At 53.7% G+C, this 18,467-nt stretch carries 10 protein-coding genes and 4 pseudogenes; 6 read left to right on the forward strand and 8 right to left on the reverse strand.

Translation table 11 applies throughout. From position 1 onward, the window contains the following. Window positions 1-354 precede the first annotated feature (354 nt). Window positions 355-2,733 carry a TonB-dependent receptor gene (locus JCM25354_RS11630; RefSeq protein ID WP_025886144.1) on the forward strand — a complete coding sequence of 793 codons (2,379 nt, stop codon included), beginning with the start codon at window positions 355-357 and terminating at the stop codon, window positions 2,731-2,733. Between the two features lie 84 nt (window positions 2,734-2,817). Here JCM25354_RS11630 and JCM25354_RS18525 read toward each other — a convergent pair whose 3' ends face one another. Both JCM25354_RS18525 and JCM25354_RS11640 read right to left on the reverse strand, forming a co-directional pair. After that, window positions 2,818-4,575, reverse strand: a complete 1,758-nt coding sequence (locus JCM25354_RS18525) for a hypothetical protein (RefSeq protein WP_243444042.1) — start codon at window positions 4,573-4,575, stop codon at window positions 2,818-2,820. Window positions 4,576-4,970: 395 nt separating this feature from the next. Continuing rightward, window positions 4,971-6,191, reverse strand: a complete 1,221-nt coding sequence (locus JCM25354_RS11640) for a phosphatidylinositol-specific phospholipase C1-like protein (protein ID WP_243444043.1) — start codon at window positions 6,189-6,191, stop codon at window positions 4,971-4,973. A 267-nt stretch (window positions 6,192-6,458) separates the two neighbouring features. On the opposite strand from JCM25354_RS11640, the gene JCM25354_RS20250 reads away from it, so the two are divergent. Together JCM25354_RS20250 and JCM25354_RS18530 are read left to right on the forward strand one after the other, a co-directional pair. Further along, entirely contained in the window at window positions 6,459-6,935 is a 477-nt protein-coding gene (locus JCM25354_RS20250) for a Plug domain-containing protein (protein ID WP_051537377.1), read from the forward strand. A 310-nt stretch (window positions 6,936-7,245) separates the two neighbouring features. Further along, on the forward strand, window positions 7,246-8,772 hold the full coding sequence (locus JCM25354_RS18530; protein WP_369345776.1) for a TonB-dependent receptor domain-containing protein: 1,527 nt from the start codon (window positions 7,246-7,248) through the stop codon (window positions 8,770-8,772). A gap of 108 nt (window positions 8,773-8,880) precedes the next feature. Here the strand turns inward: JCM25354_RS18530 and JCM25354_RS18535 are convergent. Then, window positions 8,881-9,725 (reverse strand): annotated as a pseudogene (locus tag JCM25354_RS18535) (SDR family oxidoreductase). A 316-nt stretch (window positions 9,726-10,041) separates the two neighbouring features. Here JCM25354_RS18535 and JCM25354_RS18540 point away from each other — a divergent pair. The 3 genes from JCM25354_RS18540 to eat are packed head-to-tail and all read left to right on the forward strand — an operon-like array spanning window position 10,042 to window position 13,599. Beyond that, on the forward strand, window positions 10,042-11,415 hold the full coding sequence (locus tag JCM25354_RS18540; protein ID WP_051537379.1) for an ethanolamine ammonia-lyase subunit EutB: 1,374 nt from the start codon (window positions 10,042-10,044) through the stop codon (window positions 11,413-11,415). A gap of 13 nt (window positions 11,416-11,428) precedes the next feature. Next, window positions 11,429-12,226: an ethanolamine ammonia-lyase subunit EutC gene (eutC, locus tag JCM25354_RS11660; RefSeq protein WP_025886147.1), complete on the forward strand. Its 798-nt coding sequence runs from the start codon at window positions 11,429-11,431 to the stop codon at window positions 12,224-12,226. Window positions 12,227-12,231: 5 nt separating this feature from the next. Further along, window positions 12,232-13,599, forward strand: a complete 1,368-nt coding sequence (gene eat / locus JCM25354_RS11665) for an ethanolamine permease (RefSeq protein WP_025886148.1) — start codon at window positions 12,232-12,234, stop codon at window positions 13,597-13,599. Window positions 13,600-13,637: 38 nt separating this feature from the next. Here the strand turns inward: eat and JCM25354_RS23095 are convergent, their stop codons facing one another. The 5 genes and pseudogenes from JCM25354_RS23095 to JCM25354_RS18560 all read right to left on the reverse strand — a co-directional run bounded on the left by JCM25354_RS23095 (window position 13,638) and on the right by JCM25354_RS18560 (window position 18,306). Continuing rightward, entirely contained in the window at window positions 13,638-14,105 is a 468-nt protein-coding gene (locus JCM25354_RS23095) for an ABC transporter permease subunit (protein ID WP_279379576.1), read from the reverse strand. Continuing rightward, window positions 14,060-14,569, reverse strand: a complete 510-nt coding sequence (locus JCM25354_RS23100; protein ID WP_279379577.1) for an ABC transporter permease subunit — start codon at window positions 14,567-14,569, stop codon at window positions 14,060-14,062. Before JCM25354_RS23100 ends, JCM25354_RS23095 begins: the two co-directional genes overlap by 46 nt. Continuing rightward, a pseudogene (locus JCM25354_RS18550) lies at window positions 14,566-15,605 on the reverse strand (ABC transporter permease). Before JCM25354_RS18550 ends, JCM25354_RS23100 begins: the two are co-directional and overlap by 4 nt. Continuing rightward, a pseudogene (locus tag JCM25354_RS18555) lies at window positions 15,602-17,181 on the reverse strand (ABC transporter ATP-binding protein). The pseudogenes JCM25354_RS18550 and JCM25354_RS18555 overlap by 4 nt, the downstream one beginning before the upstream one ends. Next, window positions 17,174-18,306 (reverse strand): annotated as a pseudogene (locus JCM25354_RS18560) (BMP family ABC transporter substrate-binding protein). The pseudogenes JCM25354_RS18555 and JCM25354_RS18560 overlap by 8 nt, the downstream one beginning before the upstream one ends. Window positions 18,307-18,467: the final 161 nt, after the last annotated feature.

Consider the following 18,467-nt stretch of genomic DNA (forward strand, 5'->3'; position numbering starts at 1 on the left):
ATCTGTCAGATATTGACCGCAAAGAGTTACAACCTCGACCCTTTTGCGTCCAGAGTGAAAAAATACGACCTGTATACTCCGGTTTTATTTTGAAAAAATTGTCCGATTTTTCCCATGCCACGTGATCAGCATCGAAAATTCGGCCAATCCCCCGGTGGTCAACCACCGAGCTCCAGCGCAACATCCCCATGATTTCATGTCTTGGCGCCAAAGTAGCCAGCGCTCTGCCGTAACAGGATTGCCAGTGCAGCATCCCTGAGAAGGAGGCAAGATTTGTTATAATATATCATTTTACACAGAAACGCGTATTCCCTATCCCGATTTCATCTGCCCAGCTTCACCGGACGTTCAGGCTTGTCGAAATACGCGCTTCTCTTCACAACTTCTCTTCTCTGCCTGCTCTCAGTTGAGCCCTGTCCGGCTCTGGGCGAAGAGAAAGAGGCAGTTGATCGTAGCAATGAAAAGGCAACTCCGTCCAAGGGCGTGCTAGACGGCAAGTCCAGACATGAAATTGTAACGGTACGCCGTCGTCCGGCCAATGCCGATGGCACAACAGGCCGAACCAGTGGTGGTGGTCTGATGCCCGCTCAAAACGCCGCACGCTCGCAAAGCGGTTTGAGCAGGGATTTTATAGCCAGGCAGTCGCCCACACTCTCTCCTGTCGCCATGATTGCCGATCTGCCTGGCGTCGTATACTCGGGCAATGATCCACTCGGGACGAATGACGAGCAGCAAGGGCTTTCCATACGCGGGCTTGATCAGACGGAAATCGGTTATCTGTTTGAAAACGTCCCCGCTGCCCCCCCGTTATTTCTTGTGCCCTATGCTTCCGCCACGGCAGATAACGAAAACATCGCATCGATTACCCTGGCGCAGGGCGCAGCCGAAACGGCATCCCCCCTCTATAATGCAGTGGGAGGCGAGATGTCTGTCAGGATGCGAAAACCGTCTGACGAGCGTGGGGGGTATATTGGTGGGTCCTGGGGATCATATTCCCTGAATCGTGAGTTTCTTCGTCTTGAAACAGGCCGTCTGGGGGAAACAGGAATAAAAGGTTTTGCTTCCTTCTCATATCGTGGCGCAGACCAGTGGCGTGGTGCAGGTACGTCGCGCCGCTTTCATACCGACATGCGTCTGATGAAGGAGTGGGGCCAGAAAAGCTCTGCATCCCTGATTTTTTCCTTCAATCGCGAGCGGGGTTACTATCTTCTGCCCCCAACACTGTCGCAGTGGCAGCGCATGGGCACAAAGGCAAATTATACAAGCCGGTATGTTCCAGGCGACAGCAACTACTTCAGATTCCAGGAGAACGCGCGTGCGCAAAGTTTTCTCTCTGCGCCGGTTTCCCTGAAATTAAGCCAGCACGTGAGTTTAGATCTCACGCCTTACTTCATCTATGTCTGGGGATATGACAGCTATGGGACAACGTTGAGCCGCACGGGAAGCTATAACGGCAATCGCCCGGCGGGCGTTTTGCAGGTTCCCGCCTCACAGGGTAGCAGCTTTGCTTCTGTAGCCACAGATAACTATCACCAGTCCCATCCAGGCCTGAACAGTGCCCTGCATTACGAGACAGGGAAAAACCGTCTTTCACTGGGCTACTGGTATTCCTATTACGATTTCTCAAGCCTGTCCCGATATGTCCTGCCCGACGCAGATGGCGGAGTATCCAATCAATGGGGCGCCTATCCCATACTGACGGCTGCCGGTTCTCCACTTTCTTCATATGACGCGAGGCTGTTACAACAGATCAATTCAATTTCTCTGACTGACCGGTTGAGTCTTCTTGATCGCAAACTGGTTCTTTCGGCTGGACTGCGTATGGTCATGGTATCGCGTTCGGTCACCAATCTTCTTCCCGGTGCACGCTTCCGCAACGGGGCAAGCTATGTTTCTCCCCTTCCCCAGTTCTCCGCATCATTCAGGCTTACACCCCGGGATCAGGTTTACATCAACGGCACGACAGGGTTTCGTGCGCCTTCCGGCATCTCGAGTTATCAGGACCGTTTCAGTATCGGGACAGGTCGACAAACGCGTATCGCATCCTCGGATGTCAAGCCGGAATATTCTATTGGAGAAGAGCTGGGTTTTCGACATCACGGCCTGCTCTCGGTTTCGGTCGCAGTCTTCAATTATAATTTTACCAATCGGCAGGTTGCGACCACCACTGTGCTCAACGGCGTAATGACCAGTGAGTCCATCAATGGGGGTGGTCAGACGGCTCGTGGCGCACAGTTTGAGCTTGGACTCAAGCCATGGCACGGATTCAGCCCCTACCTTTCAGGACAGTATATCCACGCAACGATCGATAATAATATTCAGTCTGGCGCTGATTATCTCCCCACCAAGGGAAAGCGGCCAGTTCGCACACCAACCCTGTCGGGCTCGCTCGGTCTGTCCTACGATGATGGCCGGTTCTTTGGACTGTTCGATGGCCATTATGTTGGCCCCACCTATGCGACCTTCATGAATGACGAGCGTATTCCAGGCTTTGCCACCGCCAATCTCTCTCTGGGTTATCGTTTGCAGACGACCACCAGCCTCAAAACACCCCAGCTTCAGCTCAATCTGATCAACCTGGGACGATCCGGTTATCTCTCTGGAGTAAATGGTGTGTCTCTCAACCGGAATGCCACCAAAGGCGTTTTTGGCACCACTATCGCCGGTAAGGCGCCCACCTATTTTGTGGGAGGTGGCTTCGCAGGCGTGGTCTCTCTTTCTTCAGGTTTCTGAACCGGTCAGATACAGGCTATAGTGAAACAGAAAGAGCCAGGGTATGAAATACTCTGGCTCTTTTTACGTGGAACGACTGGGCTCTTACTGGAAAGGCAGATAGCGCAGCGACAGGAAAACCATGTTGTCGTTGGTATGCGGGGTACCGCCGACACCACTGAAAGATGAGACGTAAGTATAGGAATACTGTGCGCCGACACGAAGAGTGCCGTAATCGCCATGAAGATAAGTCCACCAGAAGCCGGCCGTCCCTTGAACGACACGATTGATGCTTGTCTGGCAGGCACTCGAAGCAGCACCTTCGATATCGCATCCGCCTACATTATAGAGCGGATTTCCGTAGCCGTAATGTTTACCGCCTGCATCAAAATATGAACGCGAACGAACCATCTCCATACCACCATAAGCATAGAGCTGCAGTGCCTTGGTAGCATTCCCGTAGAGGCCTACCAGCACGTTTGCAGCTGGCATCGGCTTGACCTGCCCCTTCTGGTCGATGGTCACATCAGGAATATTGGAAGTGCCGTAGCGGCCAATACCAGTGCCGACGAGCCCGGAGGCCTGGAAAAATATCTTGTGCGATTTCTCGACCGGCAGAATCAGACCGCCGCCACCGCCGCCGGCAACCTTGGTGCTGCTCTGGCCGGCGCCTGTGTAGGAGACACGGCTATGGGCAAAGCGAAGCAAACCGGTCAGCTCATAGTGGCCCCAGCCTGGATCAGCCGCAACCTTGCCGATGATATCAGGCGCGATGTCCGTCGAATAGTTGGTGGACGGGTTGTTTACGTTGACACCGGCATTCTGATAGGTGCCGGAAGTCGCGCCGAGAGGAAGATACTGACCACCCGATCCGACGGCGATGACCTGCTGCGGATTTTCCACGGAGACACCAAGGTTGTAACGACCGTGGTCAAACCCTTTGACAAGGCGGATCTGTGTGTTGCGCGTCCAGTTGAAGCCGGGAATATACTGGGCATCGATCGAGAGCGGGACCTGCTCGTCACGAGCGCGCATGCCATGGTTGAACATGGTCAGTAACGACCAGTTCTGACCGCCAAGAAGGGTCAGCTGATCAGCATCATCAATCAGCTGACCATAGAATACGCGCTCACGCAGCACGTAGGAATTCGACTGACGGGAATTGGAGGATGATCCTGATCCCTGGAAATCGGTCTCGATATAAGCCTGGGCGCGCAGGTTTCTGGTGATATCGCCCTCAACAAGCGCTGCCAGTCGGCTCTGCCGTGCCGATTCATGGAATTCGTTGATATGGTAGTTCGGGCTGTTTGCGAATGGAATAGTGCCAAAGTTCGAAGAAATATCGGAAACGTTGTTCCGCGATCTAAACATTGTCGCAGCTTCAACATAGCCACCCAGAGTAATACGCACCCCACCGATCTGGATCTGGCCACGATGAAGAGGGCCGTAAAGGTCAGTAACGCGTCCGGTTGGTGTGCCCGTCAGCTGGCCATAAGGCGTGGCAGCATTAACCGGTGGCAGCAACACATTGCTATTGGGACCGGAAGCCGAAGCCGTTGAGAAACCACTCCCGGTTGCAGCTGCACCCGCCCCATGAGGCGGTGCGCCACGATAGGCATTACGCGCTCCATAGGGATCATTTTCTTCAGACTGGCGTTGCTGTGCCAACTGGGAATGAATGCGTTTCATCTCACGCTGATGCTCCCGCTTCATATCAGCGAGTTGCGACTGCATGGCCTTGATCTGCTTCTCCATCAGACTCATCTGATCGAGGCTCGCTGCATGGACTGGTGTTGCGCTGGCGAGGGACGCCACGGACACCGATGCCAGCAACAGGCAACAGGCGCGAAGAGGTAAGGTCATCTCAGTATCATCTTCCGATGCTGCGGTGGGTGTGAGCCTCACTTACTGACTGACAGGCTTTCCTGCCTGCGAAGCTTTCATGACTCTGATATGACAGATTTATGACGCAAGACTTAAGTTGCTGTTTTCACGTTATTAATTCTGTTCCAGATTTTGCAATAGATGACCACTTCCCGACAAAGCATGACAATATGTGGTTTTGAGACAACAGATTCATGTGTCAGCAGCCGGTTAGGTAGCTTGAGGCGTCAGGAAATCGAGGCGGAAACCGGCAGTATTTCGCATACCCTGGCTGGTTCAGGCTCTGGTCCAGATATATGGTGTATGGGTCGAGACACAGACCCTTCTCCCTGATCAAAACCTGAACCCTGAATACGCAATGTCTATGATTGCGTCTATTTTTCCAGAGCTTCGCTTCGACAGATTTCTGGTGCATTGACCGGATTGCATCTCGCTACAAGCTTGTCCCCAAAACTGACGACGTAACCATGCCAGGGAGCAGGCTCGAAGCCCGGGTAGTCAGTACTGATCAGCTGCGCACCCGATTTAAACGCGACCTCACGCCGTTCCAGGGCGTTCGTCCTTGCCTCAATCGTGTTGGCATCGGCCCGTGTACGAACCAGATAGCCCTGACGCACCAGGCGAGAAATGGAGATGGCAGCAGCCTTGTTGTCTACTGCTTCACTCCCGTTACCCTTGGCGCCGATAAAGCCTTCATTGATCTCAGTAAAACCGCAGTCCGGATCGCCGGGTCTGGCATTGGTAAATATGATGCGATTGCGTAAGGCAGGATGGTCTTTCGTATAACGCGCTGTATCGTGTGGCCGGTCAAACAGGAAAACGACCTTACCCCGCGCATGGGCAAGATCAGGCCAGCCATGAGTCCGCACTCCCTCATCCAGGGTCGAGGATCCTCCCCGAACGTCGTCGGGAGTAATGAGATGGTTCCTGCCAAAAACTTCCATTAATTCGGTATCGAGCTTGTCGTAGGTTGCAGAAGTAAAAACTTCCGGTTTTGTAAACGAGAGCTTGTCCCCTCCGAATGGTATATCCTGTTTGGTTTCCAGATCTATAAAAACAGGGACATGATCCGGGTGGGCGTCGGACCAGGATCTGATCTCTTCCAGGCAGGCACGAAGAGGCTGGCAGTTTGATCTCTGGTCGATATCGAGAATATGCATGACCTTGAAATCGGTACCCTGCATTGCTTCAGGTGGTGTCGGATCGTTTTCCGGAACAAGCCCGGCCTTGCGCTCCCATTCCGGACCTTTGGGGTGGGCATAACGACCACCCTCTGTATCCGCATAAATATCGAGTTCCAGCTGACGGACACCATGACCGAGCTGCGCTGTAAGGGTATCATGGCGGTAATCGAGCGCTATGGCGGCCTGCGGTGAAAGCCCCGTCAACCATCTCAGAGTTACCGGTGAGATCTCGCGTCTGTAGCTGTTATGTGTGCCAATGACCTGAATCTGGTTTATGCGCACCTGAGTATCCATACCGCTTGGCGGATTTCGAGCCTCTTCTGCATAAGTCAAAGAAGGCGAGAAAAGCATGGAAACCATTAGGGAACACTTGATCAGATATTGTTTTCTGTAATGGCGGTGAAATTTCATGACAAAATCCTGATGTCTGATGAATACAAACTAGAGTCAGCGACAGGAAATGAGGGGAACACCACAAAAATCTTTGTGTTCATCAATATTTAATATCATATAAACAAATAGTAAATAAATATTACATCAATAAAAAATTTCCATAATAATATAAATATGCAAAATTCCACCTGAGTATACGACTATATCTTTGTTATAATCATTAACAATCAGTGATAGTCCGTGTTTATTTTATTCAATGTAAAAACAGGGACGGTGTAATCAATCATGTCAAAAAAACGATATGTGGTCTCTCTTATAGCTTTTGCTCCGATCGTCTTTGTTTCCGAGCAAGTACAAGCCAGCATGGAGAAAGAGAAATCATCCCATTCCCGAACCGAAAAAAATCCTGAGCAGATCAGTATTCGTGAAAAAAGACGTATCGTTGGTGGCGGTATGATGAAAATCCAGACTTCACCGCGTGCCATCAGTGAAGTAACGCAGGAATATATTGCCAGACAGGCACCGACCCTGAGCCCTACCAGCCTGATTGCCAGTCTGCCCGGCATCCAGGCAGGCAATGAATCTCCGCTCAGCACCCAGGCCGAAACGCTGCACATCCGCGGTCTTGATCAAAGCCAGATCGGATTTGTGTTTGAGGGTATTCCGACGGCAGATGTGTTCAGTTATTCGCCTTGGAATGCCGCGATGATTGACAACGAAAACCTTGCCTCCGTCAGTGTCACACAAGCTCAGTCGATCTGACATCACCTCTTTATAACGCGGACGGTGCCCAGGTAACGATGAAGGCCCTGAGACCCACGGATAAGTCTGGCGGGTTTATCTCCCTTGGGGGAGGAACACATAGTCTACAAAAGGAATTTCTTCGTCTCAATACAGGGGAAATCGGTCACAGCAACACACGGCCTATGCCTCGTTCTCGCATTCTTCTGCCAATCTCTGGCGAGGACCAGGCAATGTCACGCGTTACCACGTTGACGCCAATATTGAAAAACACTGGTCACGTCATTCGGTCAGCGACGTTATTTTCGGCTATAATCAGGGACGACAAACGATTTATCGCTATCCCAATCTTGCACAATGGCAGCAATACGGCACGAGCTTCAATTATACATCACCCTACACCCCAGGTAATTATGCCTATTACCGCCTGAATGAACGCTTCACAAACGTTGCTTTCGGGACAATACGAAATGACATCGAGCTAGGCGATCATTGGCTGTTGCATGTTACACCCTATGGCATCAGCCAGATGGGGCCAAACAATTATGGCATGGCTGTACCAACAGCAAATGGATATATCGGTACCCAGAAATACGATTATCTGGACGGTTACAAAGGCCAGAACCGCATGTTGCTGGTGCAGAGTGTTCATCCTTGGGAGCAACGGAGTTCCGGTGTCACCATGTCACTGGACTGGAAAACACGTCGTAATACACTGACCTTCTTTTATTTCTATTCATTCGCCGATCATCAGGAACGCCAGGATCGATTTGTGGTGGGCAATGATGGCTCGGTCACCTGGAAAAACCCTCTTACGGCTAACGGGCAGCTCGTTACTGGGTACAACATCAATCAGAACCAGCAGCTTAATGCACTCGGTTTCGATGACAAGCTGCGCTTGCTGAATGACAGATTACTGATCGATGCCGGCTTCAAGGCGACCATGGTATCACGTATGACGTCAGAATCTGTTCCGGGTGCAAACCCCTACAAGGTATCACGCAATAATTTCATTCCTACTCCGCAAATCCTGGCCCGCTATCAGATAACGAAAGCCAACCAGGTCTATCTGAATGCAACCACGTCCTATCGTCTTCCGGCAGGATATGCGGCCTACGTGCCTGCTTTTGGCAACACCAGTCCCTACCCCACGACGATTCCGCCGAACAATCTGAATCCGGAATATTTCATCGGTGAGGAGCTTGGCATCCGTCACAACGGAAAAATCACAGCTTCTGTCGCAGGCTTCCACTACAATCTCACCAATCACCAGATTTCGAGCCTGGCCTACCAGCCCGGCAGTACCATTCTTGTCAGTAGCCAGATCATGGCGGGCGGTGAAGAAGTATGGGGTGTCCAGGCAGAACTCGCAACGAGACCATGGCATCACCTGAGCGCCTACTTGTCCGGCCAGTATCTGCACACAAGGCTGGGCAATAACGTCAGTACAGGCAATGACTACCTGTCAACCACGGGCAAGTCCGCACCCGGATCACCAAAATACACTGGCGCGTTAGGTCTGACCTTTGATGATTCCGTATGGTTTGGTAACTTCAATCTGCGTTATCAGGATTCACAGTTTTCGACGTTGATGAATGATCAGAGTATCCCGGCTTTTGTCACGGCAGACCTTTCCATGGGACGTAAACTACCTGTTATCGGGTCACGGGTTCATCCTCGCGCCGTACTGAGCCTGACCAATCTGGGTGGAATAAACTACCTCTCAGGCTTGGGCGGATTTGGCCTGACCGCCCAACCTCGCACAGGCATTTTCGGCAACAAGGTCAGCGCATCCAGCCCTATTTTCGTTGTGGGGTCCGCGTTCACAATCATGGCGACACTTGCAGCAGATTTCTGATCACAGCGAAGGGTTTTCTCTTGCTGACAGAGGATGGTCCTCAGGAGAAAACCCCGTCAATTCTTCATGTAAATGGCCACTCTGAACAGCGGGTAGCATAAAGGTTCTTCACAGGATTGTATAGCCGCCATCGATCAGGAGGTCGGCCCCGTTAATCATTGATGCCCCTGACGAAGCGAGAAACACCGCAGCAGCGGCTATCTCTTCAGGAATGGCGAAGCGCCCTGCAGGAATACGACGAATAGCAGCCTCGCCCTTTTCGCCAGCCCAGGCTTTCTTGCCCAGTTCAGTCAAAACCACGGTCGGTGAAATTGTATTAACGGTAATACCGTGTTTTCCCCATTCAGCAGCAAATGTCTTGGACATACCGATCACACCGAATTTCGACGCACAGTAAGCAACATGCTCTTCGATGGCGACCGTGCCAGCCTGAGAAGCAAGGTTGATAATGCGCCCTCCCTTGCCATTCCTGATCATGACCTGACCGACAGCCTGAGTAACCAGAAAACTGCCTCTCAGATTAATTGCGATCGTCTTGTCCCAGTAATCGAGAGGAAGAGTTTCTGCAGGTGCGAGAAATACGACCCCGGCACAGTTGACGAGAATATCGATCCGGCCGAACGCAGTCACAACCTCCTTTACCATTTTCTGTACAGAATCCGGACTGGAAACATCACAGGAAAATGCTTCGCCGCTTCGCCAAGCTCCTTGGCCTTGGCCGATGCATTGTCCTGATTGACATCAACGACAGCTACTTTTGCTCCCTTGCGTATATAGGCGGAGGCAATTGCTGCGCCGATACCCGACGCACCACCGGTCACCAGCGCAACCCTGCCATCAAGCTGAAATCGAAATCGATATCGGAGCCTGAGAAACTTATCCCCACGATCATTCTCCCTGTGATAAATCACATTATTATATGACGTTAATGGTTGGTTTGTAAGCACAACCACCCTCTCATCACAGGGAGTTCACTTCAGCTCCGGAGTTAGTGATCGTACTGAAATGTATACTATCAGATAACTCTCTGGCTTCCGGGACTATTCCCCCAGTCATTTCATTCTTTATGAGAATTTGAAACCAAAAGATACAATACTCATTAACCCTCGATGGTGCAGAGAGCTGATACCTTCTTGGCTTATTGCTTGATCGTTCATCAGTACATTTAATCGTGATTTTCTTGACAAGGCCTTTCAGAGGCTGCGTTATTCTCTGCAGAACATGTATCACTGATTGTGTTTTGTTGCGTCACACAGAGGAAGAGACGATTTGAGCTACTGTGCAACGCTCTCTGGCCAACGCTTTGTCTTCAGAGATCTGCGTCATCTCATGGCCAGTGCCTCTCCCTGTCGATCGGGTGATGTACTGGCAGGTCTGGCAGCGATTTCTGCTACGGAAAGGGTTGCAGCGCGCCTGGCTCTCGCCGATCTCCCGCTTTCACATTTCCTTACGGAAGCGCTCGTTCCTTACGAAGAAGACGATGTAACCCGTCTGATTATCGACCAACACGACATAACCGCCTTTGCGCCTGTTGCGTCCATGACGGTCGGGGGATTCCGTGACTGGCTGCTCTCTCATGATGCCAGCCCAGCACGCCTGGCCGCCATTGCATCTGGCGTGACGCCTGAAATGGCGGCCGCCGTGAGCAAGATCATGCGTAATCAGGATCTTATTTCAGTCGCCAGCAAAATCGAGATTATCACTCGTTTCCGCAATACAATCGGACAGAAAGGTGTGCTGGCTTCGCGTCTTCAGCCAAATCATCCCACAGATGATCTGAGAGGCATAGCGCTCTCGACGCTGGACGGATTGCTTTACGGTAGTGGCGATGCCGTGATTGGTGTGAACCCGGCAGGCGATAATGTCGAGAATGGCCTGGCCCTGCTCGATATGCTGGATACGATCAGGCAGAATCACCAGATTCCAACACAGAGCTGTGTGCTGACCCACGTAACAAACACACTGGAAATCATCAATCGGGGCGGCGCTGTCGATCTTGTTTTCCAGTCCATTGCCGGAACGCAGAAAGCCAATGAAGGATTTGGTATTACACTCGATATCCTTCGAGAAGCCCATGAAGCCGCCAGAAGCCTCAAACGCGGTACCCTTGGCGATAATCTCATGTATTTCGAAACCGGTCAGGGAGCGGCACTCTCGGCAGGAGCGCATTACGGCATCGATCAGCAAAGCGTCGAAACGCGTGCTTATGCTGTGGCCCGGGCTTTCAACCCTCTTCTGGTCAACACTGTCGTCGGGTTTATCGGACCAGAATATCTCTATGACGGCAAACAGATCATCCGGGCCGGGCTGGAAGACCATTTCTGTGCCAAATTACTTGGTGTGCCGATGGGCTGTGATGTTTGCTACACCAATCATGCCGAGGCTGATCAGGATGATATGGACACACTCATGCTTCTGCTTGGAACAGCAGGGGTGACATTTCTGATCGGCGTACCTGGTGCTGATGATGTAATGTTGAATTACCAGAGTCTGGCCTTCAGCGATATCCTGACCACACGCAGCCTGCTCAATCTCAAGCCAGCTCCGGAATTTGCTGCCTGGCTGGAAAAAATGGGATTGTATGATGCCGCCAAGCTCGCGCGCTTTCCCCTTCGCTACGTGAAACAAGCCTCTCACGCATGATCGGCCTAGGCTCATGATCCGGCACCGGAACGAAACGCCTGCAATCCGGGATGTGTGGCAGGATTTACGCGAACTCACCCAGGCCCGAATTGGTCTCGCCCGGACCGGCAATGCACAGACAACACGAGATGTCCTCGAATTTCAGGCCGCTCACGCCATGGCACGTGATACCGTCCACACGCCATTTGCCCTTGACGTGCTTACTGATGCTCTCAGACCGGCCGAGCCGCTCATTGTCGCAAGTGCGGCATCCGATCGGAACCTTTATCTCAGTCGCCCCGATCTTGGACGTCAACTCGCAGCAGAATGCCGCTCCGCTTTGACACCCGGCCCCTGGGATCTTGTGTTCGTCCTTGCCGATGGCCTTTCCGCACAGGCTGTCACCAGACAGGGTCCTGCCCTTTATCATGCGTGCTGTCGCGCCTTGCCATCGTGGCATATCGCGCCACCTGTTATTGCCACACAAGGGCGTGTGGCTATTGGCGACGACATCGCCACTGCGTTGCAGGCGCGCATGGTCGCTGTGATGATTGGCGAGCGACCCGGGCTGACTGTGCCAGATAGTATGGGAGTCTATCTTACCTGGGCTCCCTACCCCGGATGCCCGGACTCACGGCGCAATTGCCTGTCGAACATCCACACACACGGCCTTACCACAGACGAGGCCTGTGCGAAGCTGGTCTGGCTGATGCTCGAGGCAAGAAAACTCGGACTCACCGGGGTCGATCTCAAGGAACGCGCGCCTGGAGCTGCTCCCCTCCAAAGAGAGCCCGTCTCAAAACCGGCGATTGTACCGCCTGAAGGATCATAGTCGCCATGAACGATCAGCACCCTGCACTCGAAAGAAAACTGGGGGCGTTTCATCTCTGGGGCATTGCAGTAGGGCTTGTCATTTCAGGCGAGTATTTCGGCTGGAGTTATGGTTGGGCCACGGCAGGGACACTCGGCTTTCTGATAGCCACCTGTTTCGTTTCGATCATGTACACAGCATTCATTTTCAGCTTTACCGAACTTACCTGTGCAATTCCCCATGCCGGTGGACCTTTTGCCTACGCAGAACGTGCTCTGGGTCGGTTTGGTGGCACACTTACCGGCCTTGCCACACTGGTAGAGTTCATATTTGCCCCTCCGGCCATTGCATTGGCCATCGGCGCCTATCTGAATGTCCAGTTTCCCGAAATTCCGCCTAAACTCGCGGCAACCGGGGCCTACCTTATCTTCATGACGCTCAATATTGTCGGAGTGCATATCGCAGCGACCTTCGAGCTCTTTATCACTATTGCTGCCATTATCGAATTGCTGGTTTTCATGGCGGTGGTCGCCCCTTCTTTTTCCTGGGATAATTTCATCCATATGGGCTGGGGAGCTGCACCACATTTCGGGTGGCAAGCCATAGAAGGCATTTTTGCGGCCATACCCTTCGCCATCTGGTTTTTCCTTGCTATCGAAGGGGTGGCCATGGCCGCAGAGGAGACACGCAATCCGAAACGCGCTATCCCGGTTGCCTATTGTGCTGGCGTCCTGACCCTGGTCGCGCTCGCCTTTGGTGTCATGATCTTTGCTGGCGCATCGGGTGACTGGACAAGCCTGGCCAATCTCAACGATCCTCTGCCAGAAGCCATGAAACGTGTCGTGGGGCAGCACAGCCCCTGGCTTTCAATGCTGGTCTGGCTCGGACTGTTCGGGCTCGTCGCCTCGCTTCACGGCATCATCATGGGGTTTGCGCGCCAGATCTTTGCTCTCGCTCGTGCCCGTATCCTGCCCGGCTTTCTCGGAAAACTTCATGGCCGCTTTCACACCCCGCATCGGGCTACACTGGCTGGAGGGATCATAGGCATTATTGCAATCTACGCCGACAGTTTTGTCTCCATCCAGGGACAATCACTAACAGCCATTCTGGTAACGCTGTCTGTTTTTGGCGCCTTGACCATGTATGGCGCCAGTATGATCAGTCTTTTTGTCCTTCGGAAGCGTGAACCCGGTTTACCCCGTAGCTACAAGACTCCTGCCTATCCAGTGCTTCCGATCATAGCCATGATGGGTGCGCTCGTGAGCTTCATCGCTGTTGCCTATTACAATTTCACCCTGTTCATCGGCTATGCCCTTATTCTTCTTCTGGCAACGATCTATTCGACAGCGCGTGGGAGAAGAAATGAAACAGATACGCCTCTTTCGGCTGACTGAATCAACATGGAATCCCTATCAGGGGATGATACAAGAACTCAGCGTTCCTCTCTGAAATATGGCGTGCCGAGCGCCGCGGGCGCCGCCATGAGCCGACGCACGCGAGGAAACAGCAATGCAGGAATGATCATGAAAAGAATGGTGCCGAGATAAGGTGTCATGTTGAGAACGGCCGGAGGGATGGGCCAGCCCTGAGCCTGACCGAAAAAACTGAGTGACATCACCAGACCGAAAAACAACGACGAGGCCGCAGCTGCAACAGGGCGATAACCGCAGAATATCACCAGAGCCACCGCAATCCACCCTCGTCCGGCAATCATTCCTTCGGACCAGACCGGCATGACCGAAAGGATCATATCTGCGCCAGCCAGACCGGCAAGCGCACCGCCGGTCACAACGGCACCGAGACGAAAACGCCTGACTGGTATACCCACGGCATCAGCTGCGCCGGGGTTTTCACCTACGGCTCGAAGGCTGAGACCAAAGCGGGTGCGGAACAGCACCATATGACAAAGGAACGGCAGAAGCCCAAAGGCGAGATAAACAAAAGGCTCTGGTCGAACAATTGACCGATAAAGGGCAGTCGGGAAAGTCCGGGCACAGGCCATGACGCAAAATGCACGACGACCGGCAAACCCGCGACGCCATGCCCGATCACGGCACTCAACCCGAGACCGAGAAAGGTCAGTGCCACACCGCAGAGCGTCTGATTGGCAGAGCCATTGATGGTGGCAAGACCCAGAACAAGCGCTCCACCTGCACCGACTGCCAGTGCGGCAAGACATCCAAGCCAGGGAGACAGCGAGGCATCGGTGGCAAGAACCGCAATGACGGCGCCAAGGGCCATGAGCCCTTCAACACCGAGATTGATAACCCCTGCCCTCTCTGCCAGGACTTCCCCCTGCGCTGCCAGAGCGAGAATACTGCCATAGGCGAGAGCGTGCAGGACAAGCGGGACCAGGAGTGTCATTTCTGTTTCTCCAGCCGCACATAGGCTGCAAGTTCGTCACTGACGGCAATCGCGAAGACCAGCAATCCCGTGATAGCCAGAACCGACGATGCACTGACCTGAAGGGTCTGCAGCACTATGCCCGTATTGAGAATGACCGCCATCAGAAACGAGGCCGGAATCAGGGCATAAGCCGATTGCCTGGCAAGCAACGCAACCACAATGCCCAGATAGCCATAGCCATGCGCCAGACCACCCTGCAGACGATGCACTGTACCAAGGGCCTCCATCATCCTCCGAGACCCGCCAGAGCACCAGAGCACAACAGAGCCAGAAAAAGACGGGGCGCGACTGACACCCCGGCATAATGTGCCGCCTGAGGATTTGCGCCGCTCAACGTCAGCTCATAACCAAAACGGCTTCGTCCAAGCATCAGGCCGAGGGCCATCACAAACGCCAGTGCGATTGGTCCGCCCCAGTGAACCGCACCGTAGATGACCGGAATAACGGCCTGTATCCGCTCGGTTGAAACCTGTGCACCTGTTATGCGGTCTGCCCAGGGGCCGGTGACGAGATAATAGACAAGGTACGAGGCTATGAAATTCAGAAGAAGCGTCGTGATAATCTCGCTGACCCCAAGCCAGGCTCGTCCCGCCGCGGGCACGGCACTCCAGCACGCACCGGCTATCATACCTGCACACGCAGCCAGTGGCAGCGTTACCAGAGCAGGAAATGGCAGAAACAACCCTGCTGCCGCTGCCGCTGCCGCACCAGCGAGAAACTGCCCTTCAGCCCCGATATTCCACAGTCCTGCGCGAAGGGCCAACCACACAGCAGCTCCGGTCATGAGCAACGGTGTCATGTAAAGGGCAAGATTCTCCAGGCCAAATGCGGTGCCAAAGGTCGAGGTTACAACCAGAGTTGCAACCATTCCCAGTCTCAGGCCCAGAACCGCGAGCACAAGCATCAATACGACAAATACAAACAGCAGTGCCAGCGCACGACCGACGAAAATGCGTCGTTTCGGTACGACTGACAGGCGTATATGACAGGTCACGGCGCATCTCCCTTGTCACGACCACTCATCAGCGCACCAATCCGGGCACGGTCATACGCAGCCCTGTCCAGAACGGTCATCAGCCTCCCGCTGCAAAGCACCGCCATCCGATCACTTAATGCCATCAGCTCATCCAGATCCTCGGAGATCAGCACCACGGCCTTCCCCTCGTCCCGTATATCGGCCAGCGTCTCCCGCATGAGTGCAATGGCGCCAATATCAAGCCCGCGACTGGGATAGGATGCTACAAGAAGCCGGTGACTGATCATGCGCTCCCGCGCAAGAACGAGCCTTTGCTGGTTTCCCCCCGAAAGCGATCTGATAGGCGTGGCAGGTTCATCAAGACTGACCTGCGCCCGATCCAGCAAGGTACGGGTAAAACGCAGCGCTTCGTTAGCATGAAAAGCAAGACGACCGCCTACAGGGCCGATACGAAACATCCGCATGACAGCATTTTCGGTAACACTCAAAGAGGGGGCGAGCGCCTTGTGAAGCCTGTCCTCAGGTACGTAGCCTATTCCGGCCTCGCGAAATGCATTCGGCCCCTGCCCGCGCATATCCCGCCCATCCACGATAATGCGACCCGCCCCCGGACTGCGCAGCCCGGTCAGAAGATCGGCCAGCTCGACCTGGCCATTGCCTGTTACCCCTGCAATGCCCAGTATCTCACCGGAACGGATGTCCAGGGAACACGGCAGCAGGCCATCACGACCGGTTCCATCCTGACAGGATACTTCATCCAGTCGTATGACACATTGGTCACCTGAACGCGGCATCTTGCGTGGATAATCGCTTTTCTGCTCGACAGGTCGACCGATCATCTCCGTCACGAGGGTTGCAGGCTCGGTCTGAGCAACAAGATGTGTTCCCGAAACGCGGCCGTGACGCAGGACCGTTACGCGATCAGCAAGCTTCATGATCTCGTCAAGCTTGTGACTGATGAGAATGACCGCACCACCCTCATCGCGAAAGCGACGCAAAGCGACATAGAGCTCGCCCACCTCAAGTGGACTCAGAACGGCAGTCGGTTCATCCAGGATCAGCAGACGCGCCCCACGAGAAAGAACACGCACGATTTCAACACGCTGCTGCTCGCCTGATGTCAGGCTATCGATCGTCGCCTCCGGCCTGATATCCAGACCATAGCGTGCCGCTTCAGCTTCGGCCCGACGGACCATCTCCCTGACAGAGAGCCAGATTCCGATCTCACGCCAGCCAAGTGCCAGATTTTCAGCAACAGTGAAACGCGATACCAGTTTGAAGTGCTGGTGCACCATACCGATCCCGGCAGCAATAGCGGCTTCCGGCGTGTCAAAGCAGACACCATACCCGTCCAGAATAAGTTCGCCTTCATCAGGTTGATAAAGCCCTGTGACGATATTCATCAGGTGGATTTCCCTGCCCCGTTCTCGCCAAGCAGGGCATGGATCTCGCCGGGATAGAAATCTATCGAAACATCCTTGTTGGCGACAACACCAGGGAAATATTTGGCTATGCCGGCGAGAGTCAGAAGCGGTGGTGCACCTGCGGGCAGATCAGCCGGGCGTATCTCGCCCCCCCTAAGCAGATCAGACAAGTCCTGATACTCCCTCGACCTGCCAATTCCAGTGAAAGATCTCCCAATCCGTCATGATCCGTCCTGCAGCCACGCGAACCCGACCTTCTGAATCCCGGATCGGTCCCACAAAAGGAGACCAACCCTTCAGCATCCTGTCACGTACATTATCCGCTTCCCGCCGCACGTTCAGCGGCACGCGCGCCCCCCAGGCATCACGGTCCACACCATTGCCCAAGGTCAGAAATTTTCCTGCCGGACGCCACGAGCCTGCAAGGCGTGCTGCAATGATCTCACGATAATAAGGTTCAAAATCCAGCACCACCGAGCTGACATAAGCCTCAGGCCCGAACTGGCGCATATCGGTGTTCCACATCGCTGCCCAGACCTTGCGCTCCTGTGCGACACGCAGATAGCCAGGATCATCCATGATGCCGCACAGAAATTCACAGCCACTATCGATCAGCGCCGCCCCTGCGCTGCAGCTGCTTGGGGATCGAACCAGGAATTGATGGAAATAACGCGCATTGTTGCTTTAGGGTTGATCGAGCGCGCACCGAGGAGCGTCGCATTGGCACTGGCAATGACTGAAGAGGTTGGAAAAGAGGCCACGTACCCCAGACGCCCGTTGGGGCTCAGGCGCGCCGCTGCGATCCCGATCACGTAGCTCGCATACCAATGCGTGATGTAGTACCAGCCAAGATTGCCCGTCACGGTATTGCCGTTGCATTCCAGAAAACCGACATCAGGGGCCTGATCGGCAACGTCCCTGATGAAATCGCCATAAGTCGAAGTGGCAATGACCATCTGGGCCCCCTCCGCCACAAACTGGCGGAAAAGGCGCGTTGCATCGGCAGAGTAAGGTACGCTCTCGACATAAAGCGAGCGCATTTTCGGAAAAGAGGTTTTAAGTGCCTTTATGGCCTTGTCATGCATCTGCGACCAGCCGCCATCATTGACAGGACTGGTGTGACCAAAGGCCACCAGAAGTTCTTCTTCGGCAATCGGAGGAAAGCGCGATCCGGCTCGTGCCGAAACAGGCAGAGCCGCAAGCGGCGTAGCAGCAAGAAGAGCACGCCGAGTCAGGAGCGATTGTCGCTCCGGAGATACGGGACAATCTCCGGCAGGACGGTAAAACCGGGCCATTCTTTCTCCGTTCCGACAAAGCACTCTGTAGCGGGATACAAATTCGTACCGTTAGCGCAATTATGCACCAGATCTGCGTCAGGAAAAGCGCAAAATTCGACGAAATACCTTTGAAGCGCAGGTATGTTTCTTTTACTTTTTTTTGCAAAACCGACATAATG

This window comes from Asaia prunellae JCM 25354 (genome assembly GCF_000613885.1).
GTDB classification, from domain to species: domain Bacteria; phylum Pseudomonadota; class Alphaproteobacteria; order Acetobacterales; family Acetobacteraceae; genus Asaia; species Asaia prunellae.

What these genes read in the sequence shown, in the direction of transcription:
- JCM25354_RS18525 (WP_243444042.1), bottom strand. Translation starts at nt 4,575, where the DNA reads ATGACCTTACCTCTTCGCGCCTGTTGCCTGTTGCTGGCATCGGTGTCC.
- JCM25354_RS11640 (WP_243444043.1), bottom strand. Translation starts at nt 6,191, where the DNA reads ATGAAATTTCACCGCCATTACAGAAAACAATATCTGATCAAGTGTTCC.
- JCM25354_RS20250 (WP_051537377.1), top strand. Translation starts at nt 6,459, where the DNA reads ATGTCAAAAAAACGATATGTGGTCTCTCTTATAGCTTTTGCTCCGATC.
- eutC (WP_025886147.1), top strand. Translation starts at nt 11,429, where the DNA reads ATGATCCGGCACCGGAACGAAACGCCTGCAATCCGGGATGTGTGGCAG.
- eat (WP_025886148.1), top strand. Translation starts at nt 12,232, where the DNA reads ATGAACGATCAGCACCCTGCACTCGAAAGAAAACTGGGGGCGTTTCAT.
- JCM25354_RS23095 (WP_279379576.1), bottom strand. Translation starts at nt 14,105, where the DNA reads ATGGTGCTGTTCCGCACCCGCTTTGGTCTCAGCCTTCGAGCCGTAGGT.
- JCM25354_RS23100 (WP_279379577.1), bottom strand. Translation starts at nt 14,569, where the DNA reads ATGACACTCCTGGTCCCGCTTGTCCTGCACGCTCTCGCCTATGGCAGT.